The 14,083-nt window shown below is 62.7% G+C and carries 17 protein-coding genes and 1 pseudogene; 8 read left to right on the top strand and 10 right to left on the bottom strand.

Annotated elements, in window-relative coordinates; genetic code table 11:
• Positions 1-4: 4 nt before the first annotated feature.
• Positions 5-316, top strand: a complete 312-nt coding sequence (locus FJ424_RS13300; protein ID WP_140653344.1) for a DUF6665 family protein — start codon at positions 5-7, stop codon at positions 314-316.
• Here the strand turns inward: FJ424_RS13300 and FJ424_RS13295 are convergent.
• A complete protein-coding gene (locus FJ424_RS13295) occupies positions 313-1,167 on the bottom strand; it encodes an alpha/beta hydrolase (protein WP_140653346.1) in 855 nt (284 codons plus the stop codon). The two genes, FJ424_RS13300 and FJ424_RS13295, sit on opposite strands and share 4 nt — an antisense overlap.
• Before the next feature lie 71 nt (positions 1,168-1,238).
• Positions 1,239-1,582, bottom strand: a pseudogene (locus tag FJ424_RS13290) (cupin domain-containing protein).
• 310 nt (positions 1,583-1,892) lie between these two features.
• Here FJ424_RS13290 and petA point away from each other — a divergent pair.
• The 4 genes from petA (at position 1,893) to FJ424_RS13270 (ending at position 5,293) form a co-directional block, all read left to right on the top strand.
• Positions 1,893-2,453, top strand: a complete 561-nt coding sequence (gene petA, locus FJ424_RS13285) for a ubiquinol-cytochrome c reductase iron-sulfur subunit (RefSeq protein WP_112099424.1) — start codon at positions 1,893-1,895, stop codon at positions 2,451-2,453.
• A gap of 16 nt (positions 2,454-2,469) precedes the next feature.
• On the top strand, positions 2,470-3,771 hold the full coding sequence (locus FJ424_RS13280; RefSeq protein WP_140645758.1) for a cytochrome b N-terminal domain-containing protein: 1,302 nt from the start codon (positions 2,470-2,472) through the stop codon (positions 3,769-3,771).
• 21 nt (positions 3,772-3,792) lie between these two features.
• Positions 3,793-4,650: a cytochrome c1 gene (locus tag FJ424_RS13275; RefSeq protein ID WP_140653348.1), complete on the top strand. Its 858-nt coding sequence runs from the start codon at positions 3,793-3,795 to the stop codon at positions 4,648-4,650.
• A gap of 97 nt (positions 4,651-4,747) precedes the next feature.
• Positions 4,748-5,293, top strand: coding sequence for an adenine phosphoribosyltransferase (locus tag FJ424_RS13270; protein ID WP_140653350.1), 546 nt, complete (start codon positions 4,748-4,750; stop codon positions 5,291-5,293).
• A 59-nt stretch (positions 5,294-5,352) separates the two neighbouring features.
• Here FJ424_RS13270 and FJ424_RS13265 read toward each other — a convergent pair whose 3' ends face one another.
• From FJ424_RS13265 to ychF, 4 genes are all read right to left on the bottom strand, one after another.
• Positions 5,353-5,823, bottom strand: coding sequence for a MaoC family dehydratase (locus tag FJ424_RS13265; RefSeq protein WP_140653352.1), 471 nt, complete (start codon positions 5,821-5,823; stop codon positions 5,353-5,355).
• Positions 5,820-6,290, bottom strand: coding sequence for a MaoC family dehydratase (locus FJ424_RS13260; RefSeq protein ID WP_140653354.1), 471 nt, complete (start codon positions 6,288-6,290; stop codon positions 5,820-5,822). Before FJ424_RS13260 ends, FJ424_RS13265 begins: the two co-directional genes overlap by 4 nt.
• A 114-nt stretch (positions 6,291-6,404) precedes the next feature.
• Positions 6,405-7,379, bottom strand: a complete 975-nt coding sequence (gene corA / locus FJ424_RS13255) for a magnesium/cobalt transporter CorA (RefSeq protein WP_140653356.1) — start codon at positions 7,377-7,379, stop codon at positions 6,405-6,407.
• Between the two features lie 19 nt (positions 7,380-7,398).
• The gene (ychF, locus tag FJ424_RS13250) at positions 7,399-8,502 is read right to left on the bottom strand and encodes a redox-regulated ATPase YchF (RefSeq protein ID WP_140653357.1); all 1,104 of its coding nucleotides are present in this window, start codon (positions 8,500-8,502) and stop codon (positions 7,399-7,401) included.
• A gap of 220 nt (positions 8,503-8,722) precedes the next feature.
• On the opposite strand from ychF, the gene FJ424_RS13245 reads away from it, so the two are divergent.
• Positions 8,723-9,004 (top strand): hypothetical protein, encoded by a 282-nt coding sequence (locus FJ424_RS13245; protein ID WP_140645765.1) that lies wholly within the window; start codon positions 8,723-8,725, stop codon positions 9,002-9,004.
• Between the two features lie 156 nt (positions 9,005-9,160).
• Here the strand turns inward: FJ424_RS13245 and pth are convergent, their stop codons facing one another.
• A complete protein-coding gene (pth, locus tag FJ424_RS13240; protein WP_140645766.1) occupies positions 9,161-9,883 on the bottom strand; it encodes an aminoacyl-tRNA hydrolase in 723 nt (240 codons plus the stop codon).
• A 110-nt stretch (positions 9,884-9,993) separates the two neighbouring features.
• Entirely contained in the window at positions 9,994-10,638 is a 645-nt protein-coding gene (locus FJ424_RS13235) for a 50S ribosomal protein L25/general stress protein Ctc (protein WP_140653359.1), read from the bottom strand.
• Positions 10,639-10,987: 349 nt separating this feature from the next.
• On the opposite strand from FJ424_RS13235, the gene FJ424_RS13230 reads away from it, so the two are divergent.
• A complete protein-coding gene (locus tag FJ424_RS13230; RefSeq protein ID WP_140653360.1) occupies positions 10,988-11,632 on the top strand; it encodes a glutathione S-transferase family protein in 645 nt (214 codons plus the stop codon).
• Between the two features lie 78 nt (positions 11,633-11,710).
• On the opposite strand, the gene FJ424_RS13225 is transcribed toward FJ424_RS13230, so the two are convergent.
• Entirely contained in the window at positions 11,711-12,154 is a 444-nt protein-coding gene (locus FJ424_RS13225; protein WP_140653362.1) for a MarR family transcriptional regulator, read from the bottom strand.
• A gap of 148 nt (positions 12,155-12,302) precedes the next feature.
• Here FJ424_RS13225 and FJ424_RS13220 point away from each other — a divergent pair, with 148 nt between their 5' ends.
• A complete protein-coding gene (locus FJ424_RS13220; protein ID WP_140653364.1) occupies positions 12,303-13,160 on the top strand; it encodes an alpha/beta hydrolase in 858 nt (285 codons plus the stop codon).
• 72 nt (positions 13,161-13,232) lie between these two features.
• Here FJ424_RS13220 and FJ424_RS13215 read toward each other — a convergent pair whose 3' ends face one another.
• Positions 13,233-14,045 carry a hypothetical protein gene (locus FJ424_RS13215; protein ID WP_246677231.1) on the bottom strand — a complete coding sequence of 271 codons (813 nt, stop codon included), beginning with the start codon at positions 14,043-14,045 and terminating at the stop codon, positions 13,233-13,235.
• Positions 14,046-14,083: the final 38 nt, after the last annotated feature.

Genomic DNA, 14,083 nt, shown 5'->3' with positions numbered 1-14,083 from the left:
CGTCATGTCGGTACGCATGCCCACCAATTTCGGACGGTCAGGCGCGCAGGAGAGCGCGCTTGACCTGCTCGGCCACGAAATCCTCGCCGAAAAAGCCGCAGCGCTCGGCCGCGCCGGCCGGCGTGTCGAGGAAAGCCTTGTCCGATTGCGCGAGGGTGGCGAGGGCGAGCATCGCAACCGGTTGCTCAAGGAAGCGGCGGCGGCCGTCCACGCCTACTTCATCCAGCGCGAGCTTTGCGGCCTGCGCAAGCATGATGCCGTGATCCGCGAATACGACATCCCGCGGGCGGTGCTGGTTAGACTTGGTGCCAGTTAGGCACTGATTTCTTCACGGAAGCGTACCAATCTTGCAGCGAGTGCCGTGGGGTTCTCATCAGCGGCGAAGTGCCCGCTATCCGCGATGATGTCGCCTTCGACCCGCGACAGACCGGCGGACCTCAAGCCGTCGAGATAATCGGCGATGTCGCCGGATTCGGCCGAACCCCTGAGATAAAGAACCGGCGTAGTGATCGGCATCGCGGATGGGCGGGAATTGACCTTGGCGTCCTCGGCAAAGGCGCGGTACCAGTCGAAGCCGGCCTTGAGGCTTTCCGGCCGCGAATAGGCCTTTGCATAGATGTCCCTGGCTTCCGCGGGGATCGCGGTCTTTTCCTTGGAAAGGATATCGAAGAAGAAATCGAAATACGCGCGCTCTTGGCCGCCTACCAGCATCTCCGGCAAAGCCGGGATCGCATGAAAGGCAAAATGCCAGATATGCGGATTGCGGATGACATTTTCCCACGGCGCCACGCCGGGGACGACGACGTTCATGATCACCGCGCCGGATAATTCCTCGGGCAAGTCGCGCAACAGCGCGAAGACGATCTGGCCACCGACGTCATGACCGGCGACGATGACCTGCCGCAGGCCGCAAGCGCCAATCAGACCCCTTATCAATCTTGCCAGATATCTCTTCTCGCCAGTCCCGGGCGCGTCGTACGAGCCGCCGATGCCCGGCAGGTCTGGCGCGACCACGTGCTGGTTCTCGGCCAGCCGGTCGATGACTGCCTCGAATGCATATGAACTTTGCGGCCAGCCATGCAGCAGCAGAAGGCCGGGCGCATCGAACGGTCCTGCTTCCCGGATCGCGATAGCCAACCCCTCGACCTCGACGGCGCGTGTTTGCATGCGTCGATCTCCATCGTTGCCAGATGGATGGAACTAGGTTGCGGTCAGGCTTCGGACAGGCCCAATCAGAATCATTCCAGCCACTCGGTGATGAAGTGGCCGTTCTCGTGGATGTCGGTGCTTTCGAGCGGGCCGGGGCCGAGATTGGTGAATTTGTGCGGCGTGTCGGGCGGCACGATCAGAATCTGGCCGGCCGTGGCCTCGATTTCCCGGTCGCCGATCGTGAACAGGCCGGTGCCGGAGCGGATGACGAAGATTTCCGCATAGGGGTGCTTGTGCAGGCGCGGGCCGCCGCCGATCGTCGGCTGGTAGTTGAAGATCAGGCAGGAATTGGCGCCGAATTGGCCGCACTGCAGCTCGCCTATCCAGCGGTCGGGGCTTCGGCCCAACTGTCGCGTTCGATGACATGCGCCATGGCGGGACAATAGACCGGGCCAGGAGCCGATGTCGAGGCGAACACCGGCCCGATTCACCCCGGATTTCTCGCTGTTTCACGCTGTCCGACGGCCTGGCCGGGAGGCGTCGGCCAAGGCCGCTGTGCGTCCCCGCGACAATCTGCCCTTGTGCCTTCACCCCGCTGGACAAAAACGGGCTGCACGCATAAACCGAAATCCAAATGCCGGAGGAATTCGCTAGCCTGTTCGCCATGCGCTGTCGGGCAGGTGCGATTGAGCGGGGACAAGGCTCGGCCTCCGGTTAGGAAGAGGCGAAAGGATCAGGCACCCGTGAGCGCAACCGACATCCACGATCCCAACCGTCGCGATTTTCTCTACGTAGCCACCGGCATGGCCGCCGTTGTCGGCGCGGGAGCCGTCGCGTGGCCGTTCATCGACCAGATGCGCCCCGACGCCTCGACGCTGGCGCTGGCCTCGGTGGAGGTCGACGTCGCCTCGCTGCAGCCCGGTTCTTCGCTGATCGTCAAGTGGCGCGGCAAGCCGGTGGTGGTGCGAAACCGCACCGAAAAGGAAATGAAGGACGGCGAGGCCGTCAATCTCGCCGATCTGAAGGACCCGATCGCGCGCAACGCCAACCTGCCCTCCGACGCGCCGGCGACCGATGCCAACCGTACCACGCCCGGCAAGGAAGCCTGGATGGTGATGGTGCAGGTCTGCACCCATCTCGGCTGCATCCCGCTCGGCCAGGAAGGCGATTTCGGCGGCTGGTTCTGCCCGTGCCACGGTTCGCAGTACGACACCGCCGGCCGCATCCGCAAAGGCCCGGCGCCGGAGAACATGGCGATCCCGGTATTCAAGTTCATTTCCGATACCAAGATCCTTATCGGTTGAGGCAGGGGATATTTCGATGAGCGAGGGACACTCGACCTATACGCCCAAGACCGGTATCGAGCGCTGGTTCGACGCCCGCATGCCGCTGCCGCGGCTGGTCTATGACAGCTTCGTCGCCTATCCGGTGCCGCGCAACCTCAACTATATGTGGACCTTCGGCGGCATCCTGTCGATCATGCTGGTCGCGCAGATCCTGACCGGCATCGTGCTGGCGATGCACTACACCTCCGACACCAATCTCGCCTTCGATTCGGTCGAGAAGATCATGCGCGACGTGAATTCGGGATGGCTCTTGCGCTATCTCCATTCCAACGGCGCCTCGTTCTTCTTCGTGGCCGTCTACATCCACATCTTCCGAGGCCTATTCTACGGCTCCTACAAGGCGCCGCGCGAGCTCCTGTGGATCCTCGGCTGCATCATCTACCTCCTGATGATGGCCACCGGCTTCATGGGCTACGTGCTGCCTTGGGGCCAGATGAGCTTCTGGGGCGCTACCGTCATCACCGGCTTCTTCAGCGCCATTCCGCTGGTCGGGAACTGGATCCAGGAACTGCTGCTCGGCGGCTTCGCCGTCGACAATCCGACGCTGAACCGCTTCTTTGCGCTGCATTACCTGTTGCCGTTCATGATCGCCGGCGTCGTCGTGCTGCACATCTGGGCGCTGCATGTCGTGGGCCAGTCGAACCCGACCGGCATCGAGGTCAAGTCGAAGACCGACACTGTCGCCTTCACGCCCTACGCCACGATCAAGGACGCGTTCGGCATGATCGTGTTCCTGTTCGTCTTCGCCTATTTCGTCTTCTACCTGCCGAACTTTCTCGGCCACCCGGACAACTACACGGTCGCCAACCCGCTGAAGACGCCGGCCCACATCGTTCCGGAATGGTACTTCCTGCCGTTCTACGCGATCCTGCGCGCCATCACCTTCAACATCGGGCCGATCAACTCCAAGCTCGGCGGCGTGCTGTGCATGTTCGGCGCCATCGCCATGCTGTTCCTGGTGCCGTGGCTCGACACCTCCAAGGTGCGCTCGGCGGTCTACCGTCCATGGTACAAGCTGTTCTTCTGGGTGTTCGTGGCCGATGCCGTCCTGCTCGGATGGCTCGGCTCGCAGCCGGCGGAAGGCAGCTATGTGTTCATGGCGCAGATGGCGACGCTGTTCTACTTCGCCTTCTTCCTGGTCATCATGCCGGTGCTCGGCCTGATCGAGACGCCGCGCAGGCTGCCGAACTCGATCACCGAGGCCGTGCTTGAAAAGAAAAAGGGCGGCAGCGGACATCCGGCACGTGCTACCGTCGCGCCGGAAACCACGGGCTGAGAATCTGAGGGGATTTTGGGTATGAAGAAGATTCTCACCTCGCTGGCGCTGCTTGGCCTGGTGGTCGCGGGCACCGCTGCCATCGCCGCCGAAGAGGAACACAACGCGGCCGCTCCGACGCATTTCCCGATCAACGAACCGAAGGAAATGAGCTGGAGCTTCGCCGGTCCGTTCGGCACCTATGACAAGGCGCAGCTGCAGCGCGGCCTGAAGGTCTACAAGGAAGTCTGCTCGGCCTGCCACTCGATGAACCTGGTGGCCTTCCGCACGCTGGAAGGGCTCGGCTATTCGGAAGCGCAGATCAAGACGCTGGCCGCCGAATACACCATCCATGACGGCCCGAACGACGCCGGCGACATGTTCGACCGTCCCGGCAAGCCGTCGGACCACTTCCCGGCGCCGTTCCCGAACGAGCAGGCCGCGGCCTCCGCCAATGGCGGCGCCGCCCCGCCGGACATGTCGCTGCTCGCCAAGGCGCGCGGCGTCGAGCGCGGCTTCCCGCGCTTCATCTTCGATATCTTCACGCAGTACGCGCAGGGCGGCCCGGACTACATCCACTCGCTGCTCACCGGCTACGATCAGACGCCGCCGGCCGGCATGGTGGTCCCGGAAGGCACGCACTACAATCCGTACTTCCTGTCCGGCTTGTCGCTGAAGATGCCGAAGCCGCTCTCGGACGGTCAGGTGACCTATGACGACGGCTCACCGCAGACGGTCGACCAGTATGCCCGCGACGTCTCGGCCTTCCTGATGTTTGCCGCCGAGCCGCATCTGGAGGACCGCAAGAAGACCGGTTTCCGCGTCATGATCTTCCTGCTGCTCTTCGGCGCATTGGTCTACATGACCAAGCGCAGGGTGTGGGCCGACGTGGCGCACTGAGGCGCCTTGCTTCCAGAAAAATGCAAGGGCGCCGAATGGCGCCCTTTTCTTTTCGGCCGCTTGTCGGCAAAACTGTGCGGCAACGGATCAACCGCCCATGAAATCCTCCCTCGAAGACACGCTGCTTGCGGCCATCCGCACCATTCCGGATTATCCCAGGCCCGGCATTCTGTTTCGCGACATCACCACGCTGCTGGGTGACGCGCGCGCCTTCCGCCGCGCCATCGACGAGCTGGTGCATCCCTATGCCGGGCTGAAGATCGACAAGATCGCCGGCATCGAGGCGCGCGGCTTCATCCTGGGCGGCGCGGTGGCGCACCAGCTTTCGGCGGGCTTCGTGCCCATCCGCAAGAAAGGCAAGCTGCCTTATGAGACGGTGCGCGTGGCCTACAGTCTCGAATACGGGCTGGACGAGATGGAGATGCACAAGGACGGCGTCTCGCCAGGAGAGAAGGTGATAATCGTCGACGACCTGATCGCCACCGGCGGCACGGCGGAAGCCGCGGTGAAGCTGCTCAGGCAAATCGGCGCCGACATCGTCGCGGCCTGCTTCGTCATCGACCTGCCGGACCTCGGCGGGCGCGAGAAGCTGGAAGCGCTCGGCGTGCCGGTGAGGACGTTGATCGGGTTCGAGGGGCATTAGGAAGTAGTGAATAGTGAATAGTGAATAGTGACTACTCACTACTCACTACTCACTACTCACTATCCCACCTTCACCAGCACGGCGCTGTCGAATTCGATCACCTTGTCGCCGGTCGAATCGAAACCTTCCGAACGCAGCGTCAGCAGGTACCAGCCCGGGCGTCCGGCGAGCGGACGGTGCGCCTGCGCGATGCGCGTGAAAGTCACGGTCTCGCCGGCGTAGACCGGCTTCAGCCATTTCAGGTTACGGAAGCCGGGCGAGGGGCCGAATTCGGGCTGCGGGCCGGGGCCGGTCCAGCGCACGCCCTCGGTCTCCATGCGTTTTTCCAGGTTGTATTTCATCCAGGTGGCGGCGGTGTGCCAGCCCGAGGCGCAGAGCCCGCCAAGCACGCTCTTCTTCGCCGCCTCTTCATCGACGTGGAAGATCTGCGGATCGTATTTTTTGGCAAACGCCTTGATCTCGTCGGCTTCGAATTTATGCGCGCCGAGCGTGACGGTTTCGCCGATCAGGAAATACTCGTCCAAAGTCATGACAGGTCCCTCGCGGCATCACGCGCGAGGAACATGCCGGTGTTTTCGAGCTCGAAGACGCTTTCGCCGCGCTGGTTGACGAGCTCGCTGCGCATGGTGATCAAGCCGAGCTGCGGCCTCGATTTCGACTGGCGCTTGGAAAGTATGGTGAGCGTGCCGGTGAGCCTGTCGCCGGCCAGCACCGGCTTCTTCCATTTCACATGCTCGATGCCGGGCGAGCCTTGAGAGGTCGAATCGAGCAGGAAAGCGTCGCACAGCATGCGCATGAACATCGCGCAGGTATGCCAGCCCGAAGCCGAAAGCCCGCCGAGGATGCTCGCCTTGCCGGCTTCCTCGTCGAGATGCATCGGCTGCGGGTCGAACTCGCTGGCGAATTCGATGATTTCGGCGGCGCTCACGTCCTTGCTGCCGAGGTCGAGCGAGGCGCCCTCGACGAAGTCCTCATAGGCCCAGGTCTTTCCGGTCATGCTGACAATCCGGTTGACAACGCGTGGTCCCCAAAGTCGGGCCTTCCCGGATGAAGGTCCTAGTCAATTTGGTCAAGTGATTTCTGGTAAGCCAGCCGTCGCCGGCCAACCCCGTCAGAGCCAGCCGCGGCGGCGGAAATACCAGAAGGGCAGGATGGCCGAGACCACCATCAGGGCGATGGCGAAGGGGTAGCCGAACTCCCATTTGAGCTCGGGGATGATGTCGAAGTTCATGCCGTAGATCGAGGCGACCAGCGTCGGCGGCAGGAAGATGACGGCGGCGACCGAGAAGATCTTGATGATGGCGTTCTGCTCGATCGAGATCATGCCGAGCGTGGCATCGAGCAGGAAGGAGATCTTCTGCGACAGGAAAGTCGCGTGGTCGGCGAGCGAGAGCACGTCGCGCGACAGCGTCTTGATGCGGGCGCGCACATCCTTGCTCATCTTGGTCTGGTCAGCGACATGGGCGAGAAAGCCGGCAAGGCGCTGCAGCGAGATCAGGCTGTCGCGGACCGAGGAGGCGATGTCCTCCTTGCGGCCGATGCCTTTCAGGAGCTCCTGGAAATCGCGGTTGCGCTTCGAGGCCTTGGTCGAGCGCGCCTCGAAAATGTCGCGCGAGATCGTTTCGACCTCGCGGCCGGCGCGCTCGAGGATGTCGGCCAGGCGATCGACGATCGCCTCGAGGAGGCCGATCAGGATGGTGTCGCCGCTGGTGCAGCCGGTCGCCACCTTTTCGGCGCGCTGCGGGAAAGTCTTGAAGGCCTTGGGCTCATGGTAGCGGACGGTGATCAGCCTCTTGCCGGCGAGCGCGAAGGTTACCGGCGACATCAAAGGATCGTCCGCCTCGGTCTGCGCCGGCAGCACGGCGGTCATGAAGTAGCCGCCATCCTCGATATAGAGGCGGCTCGAAATCTCGATCTCTTCCATCTCCTCGCGGGTCGGAATGGCAATGCCCAGCCAGCTCTCGATGCGCGCCTCTTCCTCCTTGGTCGGGTTGAAGAGATCGGCCCAGACGACCCTGTCGCCATCGGCCGCAAGATCCTCGGTGAGGCGCAGGCGATCATTGTCGACGACGAAGGTTTTTATCATCGCCGGGTCTCCCTGGAGATCAGGTGTTGAACTTGAACAGCATGATGTCGCCGTCCTGGACGACATATTCCTTGCCTTCGTCGCGCGCCTTGCCGGCTTCCTTGGCGGCTACTTCGCCGCCCAGCGTGACGAAGTCGTTGTAGGCGATCGTCTGGGCGCGGATGAAGCCGCGTTCGAAGTCGGTGTGGATGACGCCGGCCGCCTGCGGCGCCTTATCGCCCTTGTGGATCGTCCAGGCGCGCGTCTCCTTCGGTCCGACGGTGAAATAGGTGATCAGATGCAGGAGCTCGTAGCCGGCGCGGATCACCTTGTTGAGGCCGGGCTCGTCGAGGCCGATCGAGGCAAGGAACTCCATTTCCTCCTCGTCGGAAAGCTGGGCGACTTCGGCCTCGATCGCCGCCGAGATCACCACCGTGCCGGCGCCTTGCGCGGCGGCCATCTTCTCCACCGCCCTGGTGTGCTCGTTGCCGGTGGCGGCGTCCGCCTCGGAGACGTTGCAGACATAGAGAACGGGATGCGAGGTGAGCAGGTTCAGCCCCTGCAGGATGCGTAGGTCCTCCGCCGCGATGCCGTTGAGCAGGACGCGCGTCGGCTTGCCGGCCTGCAGCAATTCGAGCGCGGCCTCCATCATCGGCAGGACCGCCATGGCTTCCTTGTCCTTGCCTGCGGCGCGCTTGCGGATTTGGGCGATGCGGCGCTCGAGGCTTTCGAGGTCCGCCAGCATCAGCTCGGTCTCGACCGTCTCGGCGTCGGCGACAGGGTCGATGCGGCCTTCGACATGGGTGATGTCGTCATCCTCAAAGCAGCGCAGCACGTGCACGATGGCGTCGACCTCGCGGATGTTGGCGAGGAACTGGTTGCCCAACCCTTCGCCCTTCGAGGCGCCGCGCACCAGGCCGGCGATGTCGACGAAGGAGATGCGGGTCGGGATGATCTCCTTCGACTTGCCGATCGCCGCGATCTTCTGCAGGCGCGGGTCGGGCACCGCCACCTCGCCGGTGTTCGGCTCAATGGTGCAGAAAGGATAGTTGGCGGCCTGCGCGGCGGCCGTCCTGGTCAGCGCATTGAACAGCGTCGACTTGCCGACGTTGGGCAAGCCAACGATGCCACATTTGAAACCCATGTTCGTCCAGTCCTGTCGGAATTCGATTTTGGTGAGGGCTATGGGCGATAGGGGTGACGAACGTCAAGCCCTTCGAAGACAGCAGCCGGCGTCGCCAGTGCCTGGGCGTGCGGTTTGCAAGCGGCTTGATCAGGGTTCGTTTAGCGCGGGCGTCGCAATTTGACGCTAGCTTGGCCCGGTCGCATGGACGACAAAAGTCTCGAGCAAAGGAAATTCTGACATGGCCGATTTCAATCTGTCCCGTCGTGACAGTCTACGCAACATCGTGGCGCTTGGAGTTGCGGGCGCCGCAGTCGCCGTTGGCGCGACAGCGCTTGCCGCCACTGAAGCCGAAGCCGCCGGCCAGCCGCATATGAGCCGGGCGCTTGCAGCCCTGGAAACGGCGCTCAACCAGCTTCAGGTCGCCATTCCCGACAAGGGCGGTCATCGTCTCAAGGCCATCGCGCTGGTCAGGGATGCGATCGACGAGACGACCAAGGGCATGGCCGTCGGCGCCATGTAGTTCGAGGCGGCGCCGTTCTCCGCGATCGGCGGCTCCTGCCGATCAGATGGGGAGCGGTCCGATGATTTAACGCATGTCGCGCAAAAGTGCGACAACGACATGCATCAAGCAACGACCTAAAGCGCGTCGTGTGAATCCGTTTCGACGCGGCGCGCTTTAGTCTTTTCCGAACAGCTTCTTCAGCATGGCGGCCATCGGGCCACTTTCGGGAAGTTTTGCCGCCGGCTGCTGCGGGCGCGCCTGGCGGACATGGCTTTGCTGCTTCGGCGGCTTGGGCGGCGGGCGATCGTCATCGCCGGTCGGCACAAGCTTGTCGCGGAGCGCCAGCGTGACGCGGTTCATGAACGAGCTGTCGTCGCCCTTGGCCAGCAGACCGGCGTCGTCGGCGATGGCGTCGAGCAGGACGTCGAGCCATTCGCGATCGGCCTTGGCGAAATCGCCGAGCACATGGCCGTGCACCATCTCCTTGACGCCGGGATGGCCGACGCCGATGCGCACCCGGCGATAGGCGTTGCCGACATGCTGGTCGAGCGAACGAATGCCGTTGTGGCCGCCGGAGCCGCCGCCGACCTTGACCCGGAGCTTGCCGGCGGCAAGGTCGATCTCGTCGTAGAAGACGGTGAGCGCGGCCGGTTCGAGCTTGTAGAAGCGCATCGCTTCGCCGACCGACTGTCCGGACAGATTCATGAAGGTCTGCGGCTTGATCAGCAGCACCTTCTCGCCGCCGAGCGTGCCTTCGCAGATCAGGCCCTGGAATTTTCGCGACCAGGGCGAAAAGGAATGGCGGCGGGCAATCGCGTCCGCCGCCATGAAGCCGACATTGTGCCGGTTGTTTTCGTATTTCGCGCCCGGATTGCCGAGGCCTGCAAAGACAAGCATCGCCGCCTCCGGACTAGAGCATGATGCCGAAAAGTGTGAAGCGGTTTTCGGAAAACATCATGCTCTATTTCTTTGATCTAGAGCCGGATGAAATCATCCGGCCTGGAGAATTACTTCTCTTCGGCCGCCGGAGCCGCCGTCTCTTCCGCAGCCGCCTCGGTGGTCGCTTCCGTCTCCGGCTTCATCGCCGACGAGCCGGCAACGGTCGCGATGGTGAAGTCGCGATCGGAGATGACCGGCTTGACGCCGGCCGGCAGCTTGACCGCCGAGATGTGGATCGAATCGCCAATGTCGGTGCCGGTGAGATCGACGGTGATGAATTCCGGGATCGCGTTGGCCGGGCAGTGGAACTCGACTTCGTGACGAACGATGTTGAGCACGCCGCCGCGCTTGATGCCGGGCGACTTGTCCTCATTGATGAAGTGGACAGGCACGTCGACATTGACCTCGGTGTCCTTGCCGATGCGCAGGAAGTCGACATGGACAGGAAAATCCTTGACCGGGTCGAGCTGGAAATCCTTCGGCAGGACCTGGATCTTCTTGCCGTCGACATCGATCGTGGCGATCGTGGTCAGAAACCCGCCGCCGTGGATCTTGTAGAAGAGGTCCTTGTAGTTCAGCGCAATCGCCAGGGGAGGCTGCTTGTCGCCGTAAATCACTGCAGGCACTTTACCGTTGCGACGAACTGCACGGGCGGACCCCTTACCGACCTGTTCGCGCGCTTCGGCTTTCAGCTCATAAGCATCGTGGCTCATGGCACTTCCTTTCGCGTGTTATGGAGCGCTTGCGGCAAGCACGAGGCCAACCGTAAACGTCGAAAGCCGTCGCGGCCTTGCACGATCTGTCCGATGCGTTTGGCGATCCAAATGCGTCTGGGGATCATGCGAGGCCTGGCCGGCCTTCCTCCGCGTTGCCTCCAAGGGTGTCTACGCGGGTGGCGGCTCTATAGCGGAAGGCGGCGAGAGGCGCAAGCGGTTGGGCTGGAAGGCTTGCGGGGCGGTTTCCAGCATCGAAAGCATAAACCGGCAATCCGATTTGCACGAATGTAGGATCGGGTGGATATCAGTCGTCCTGCGGCATGTAACCATCCCAAGGGGACCGACTATGAAACTGCTGTTCAGCCGCAATCCCAATCCTCGCCTCGCGGTCGCGACGGCGCGCCATCTCAAGGCTAAGATCGCGTTCGAGTTCGCATCGCCCATGGCGCCGGGGCAGGCCGAACGCCATCGCGTGCTCAACCCCAATCTGACATTGCCCATACTGGTGGGATCGGGATGGAGCCTGTGGGAGGCCGACGCCATCGCTTGCCGGCTTTCGCGCGAGGTTCGCTCGGATTTTTGGCGCGGCGGGGATGACGAGCCGGACATGATCCGCTGGATCAGCTGGGGCAAGGAACGGTTCGCTTTCGCCTGCGACATGGTGCATTTCGAGCGCGGGACCAAGCAGCGCTATGGGCTCGGTCCTATCGACCACGCGCTGGTCGAGGAGGGGCTGAGGCAGTTCCATAAAGCCGCGGCGATCCTCGAGCCCGAGCTTTCGGGACGCGAGTGGCTGGTCGGCAATTCCATCTCCTATGCCGACTTCCGCATGGCGACGTTCCTGCCTTTCAACGACGTCGCCGGATTGCCGCTCGCCGACTACCCGGCGATCCGGCGGTGGTACGGCCGGCTGGAGGCGATCGACGCCTGGCGCGACCCATTCCAGGGGCTGGAGGCGCCGCAACTGCCGCCGGTCAAGATAGAGGCGTGACCGGCATCCCCTGAGCCCGTCCAAGGCGCCCGGGACGCAAGTTTGCCCGGTCGCGCCCGCTCTCTTTTTCAGCACATCTCAGACGACGTCGACCGCAAGGCCGCCGTTCAGCGCGTCGCGCAACGCCTGGATTTGCCGGTTCAAGGCATCGAGTTCAGCCAGTTTCATGCCTGACCGCTCGATCAGCGTCTCGTTCAGGCAATTGCATTGGACGAGCAAGGCTCGTCCGCCGGGGGTCAGGTCGACCTGCACCTGGCGCTCGTCCGTCTGGCTGCGCTGGCGGGTGACAAGCCCAGCCTGCTCCATTCGCTTCACCAGCGGCGTGATGGTGCTCGATTCGAGGGCGAGCCGATGCGCGATGCTGCCCACCGACATGCCATCCGTCTCTCCCAGCGCATTGAGCACGAGATATTGCGGATAAGTGATCCCCATCTCGTCCAGCATGGGCTTGTAGGTGCGGTTGATCGCCAAGCTGGTGGCGTAGAGCGTGAAGCAGAGCTGATTGTCCAACGGGAGAGGCACGGCGCATTCCTTTTGCCGACTGAGCATCTATTGCATACCACGAAAAATGATATCGCGATAAATAATTTCATGGACAAGGCTCTCGACCTCCGTTACGAGATAGTTATCGCGATATTGTTTATCGTGACATCTATAAAAGGAGATTGAGATGACCTCGCAGACCAAGTCGGGTTCGGGCAGCGGCACGATCACCACCAAGGACGGAACGCAGATCTTCTACAAGGATTGGGGGACTGGCCAGCCTGTCGTCTTCCACCATGGCTGGCCGTTGAGCAGCGACGACTGGGACGCCCAGATGCTGTTCTTCCTGGCACAGGGTTACCGCGTCGTCGCCCATGACCGACGCGGCCATGGCCGTTCGAGCCAGACCGATACCGGCAACGAGATGGACACCTATGCCGCGGATGTGGCCGCGCTCGCGGAACATCTCGACCTCAAGGATGCCATCCACGTCGGTCATTCGACAGGCGGCGGCGAGGTCGCTCGCTATGTCGCGCAATATGGCGGCGGAGGCCGCGTCGCCAAGGCCGTGCTGATCGGCGCGGTGCCGCCGATCATGTTGAAGACGCCGGCCAATCCCGGCGGCCTGCCGATCGAGGTCTTCGACGGTTTCCGCGCTGCGCTGGCGGCCAACCGCGCCCAGTTCTTCCGCGACGTCCCGGCCGGCCCGTTCTACGGCTTCAACCGTCCCGGTGCCCAGGTTTCCGAAGGCGTCGTCGACAATTGGTGGCGCCAGGGCATGATGGGTAGCGCCAAGGCGCATTACGACTGCATCAAGGCGTTCTCGGAGACCGACTTCACCGAGGATCTGAAGAAGATCGACGTGCCGGTGCTGGTTATGCATGGAGACGACGACCAGATCGTCCCGATCGCGGACTCCGCGCTGCTTTCGGTCAAGCTGCTCAAGAAGGGCGAGCTCAAGGTCTACAAGGGTTTCCCGCACGGTATGGCAACGACCCATGCGGATGTCATCAACGCCGACCTGCTGGCGTTCTTCAAGGCCTGAGCCTGCAAAGCACCCGCCCTCTGGCGGTGCTGCAGGGAGGATGAAGCTCGAAATCGTGCCTGCTGCTTTCTGCTAGGGCTGTCGTCCCCGACTGGATTTACCGAGGAGGCGCGCGAATTTGCGCCCCACTCTCGGCCGCAGTTGCGCTCGCCAATCGGGGATGTCGCCCAAGGATATGCTGTCTGCAGCCTTGGCCTTTCGCGCGAGCCAGGTGACATCGACGATTGCGCTGCCGATTGCGAGCAATCGGTTCGTCAGCATCTGCTCGTTGAGGATCGCCCTTGCCTTGCTCTCGAGAAGAGGCAGCGTTTCGTCCGTGAGATCGAACCGGGAGTGCCATCCAGGCCCTTGCCCGGTACCGGCTCCGGTAAGCCATCCAATCAACAGCTGTCTATAGGGGCGCGAGACCGGTGCGTCTTCCCGGAAGGGCGAAAGCGGATTCCCGCTGAAAATCGGCGCGCCATCGGTCACGCCGACCATCGATCCAAGCGCCTGCAAATGCCTGGGCCGCATCAGGATGAACGAGCTTCGGAGCCAAGCCTGCGAGGGAATTCCAAACATCGACACGGGCTCATTGAAGAAATCGATATGGCCGAGCACCGCATTCAAGCCCGACAGATGCCGCACGACGTCCTGGTCGATCAGCTTGAGATGGTCCGGCGTGTATTCGGCGAATGCAGACGTAGCGAGATGGACCAGGTCATAGTCATTCACCCGTTTGCCGATGTGGGCAATGCCGCTGTCCCAGGCGGAGAATTCCCAGCTGGAGTTGGAGCCCCCGATCAATGCGACTTCGCGATCAAGGTGAACGCTCCGACCTTCCGGCAGGCAATTGTCGATCACAAGCGTCTGGTGCGCCACGTCGGGCATTTGCGCGGCAAACATCGCCTTCAAATCCTGCAGCGCGGTGGGATATCTGGCGG

This window comes from Mesorhizobium sp. B3-1-8, assembly GCF_006439495.1.
In the GTDB taxonomy this organism is placed as follows: Bacteria; Pseudomonadota; Alphaproteobacteria; order Rhizobiales; family Rhizobiaceae; genus Mesorhizobium.
The sequence above is the reverse complement of the archived record's forward strand: the minus strand, read 5'-3'. Positions and strand labels throughout refer to the sequence as shown.

Bases quoted from the DNA above. Each gene is read 5' to 3' on its own strand.
- corA (WP_140653356.1), bottom strand. From the start codon at position 7,379: ATGATAAAAACCTTCGTCGTCGACAATGATCGCCTGCGCCTCACCGAG.
- FJ424_RS13245 (WP_140645765.1), top strand. From the start codon at position 8,723: ATGGCCGATTTCAATCTGTCCCGTCGTGACAGTCTACGCAACATCGTG.
- FJ424_RS13275 (WP_140653348.1), top strand. From the start codon at position 3,793: ATGAAGAAGATTCTCACCTCGCTGGCGCTGCTTGGCCTGGTGGTCGCG.
- FJ424_RS13235 (WP_140653359.1), bottom strand. From the start codon at position 10,638: ATGAGCCACGATGCTTATGAGCTGAAAGCCGAAGCGCGCGAACAGGTC.
- FJ424_RS13265 (WP_140653352.1), bottom strand. From the start codon at position 5,823: ATGACTTTGGACGAGTATTTCCTGATCGGCGAAACCGTCACGCTCGGC.
- FJ424_RS13220 (WP_140653364.1), top strand. From the start codon at position 12,303: ATGACCTCGCAGACCAAGTCGGGTTCGGGCAGCGGCACGATCACCACC.
- FJ424_RS13300 (WP_140653344.1), top strand. From the start codon at position 5: ATGTCGGTACGCATGCCCACCAATTTCGGACGGTCAGGCGCGCAGGAG.
- pth (WP_140645766.1), bottom strand. From the start codon at position 9,883: ATGCTTGTCTTTGCAGGCCTCGGCAATCCGGGCGCGAAATACGAAAAC.
- FJ424_RS13295 (WP_140653346.1), bottom strand. From the start codon at position 1,167: ATGCAAACACGCGCCGTCGAGGTCGAGGGGTTGGCTATCGCGATCCGG.
- ychF (WP_140653357.1), bottom strand. From the start codon at position 8,502: ATGGGTTTCAAATGTGGCATCGTTGGCTTGCCCAACGTCGGCAAGTCG.
- FJ424_RS13270 (WP_140653350.1), top strand. From the start codon at position 4,748: ATGAAATCCTCCCTCGAAGACACGCTGCTTGCGGCCATCCGCACCATT.
- FJ424_RS13230 (WP_140653360.1), top strand. From the start codon at position 10,988: ATGAAACTGCTGTTCAGCCGCAATCCCAATCCTCGCCTCGCGGTCGCG.
- FJ424_RS13215 (WP_246677231.1), bottom strand. From the start codon at position 14,045: ATGTTTGCCGCGCAAATGCCCGACGTGGCGCACCAGACGCTTGTGATC.
- FJ424_RS13260 (WP_140653354.1), bottom strand. From the start codon at position 6,290: ATGACCGGAAAGACCTGGGCCTATGAGGACTTCGTCGAGGGCGCCTCG.
- FJ424_RS13280 (WP_140645758.1), top strand. From the start codon at position 2,470: ATGAGCGAGGGACACTCGACCTATACGCCCAAGACCGGTATCGAGCGC.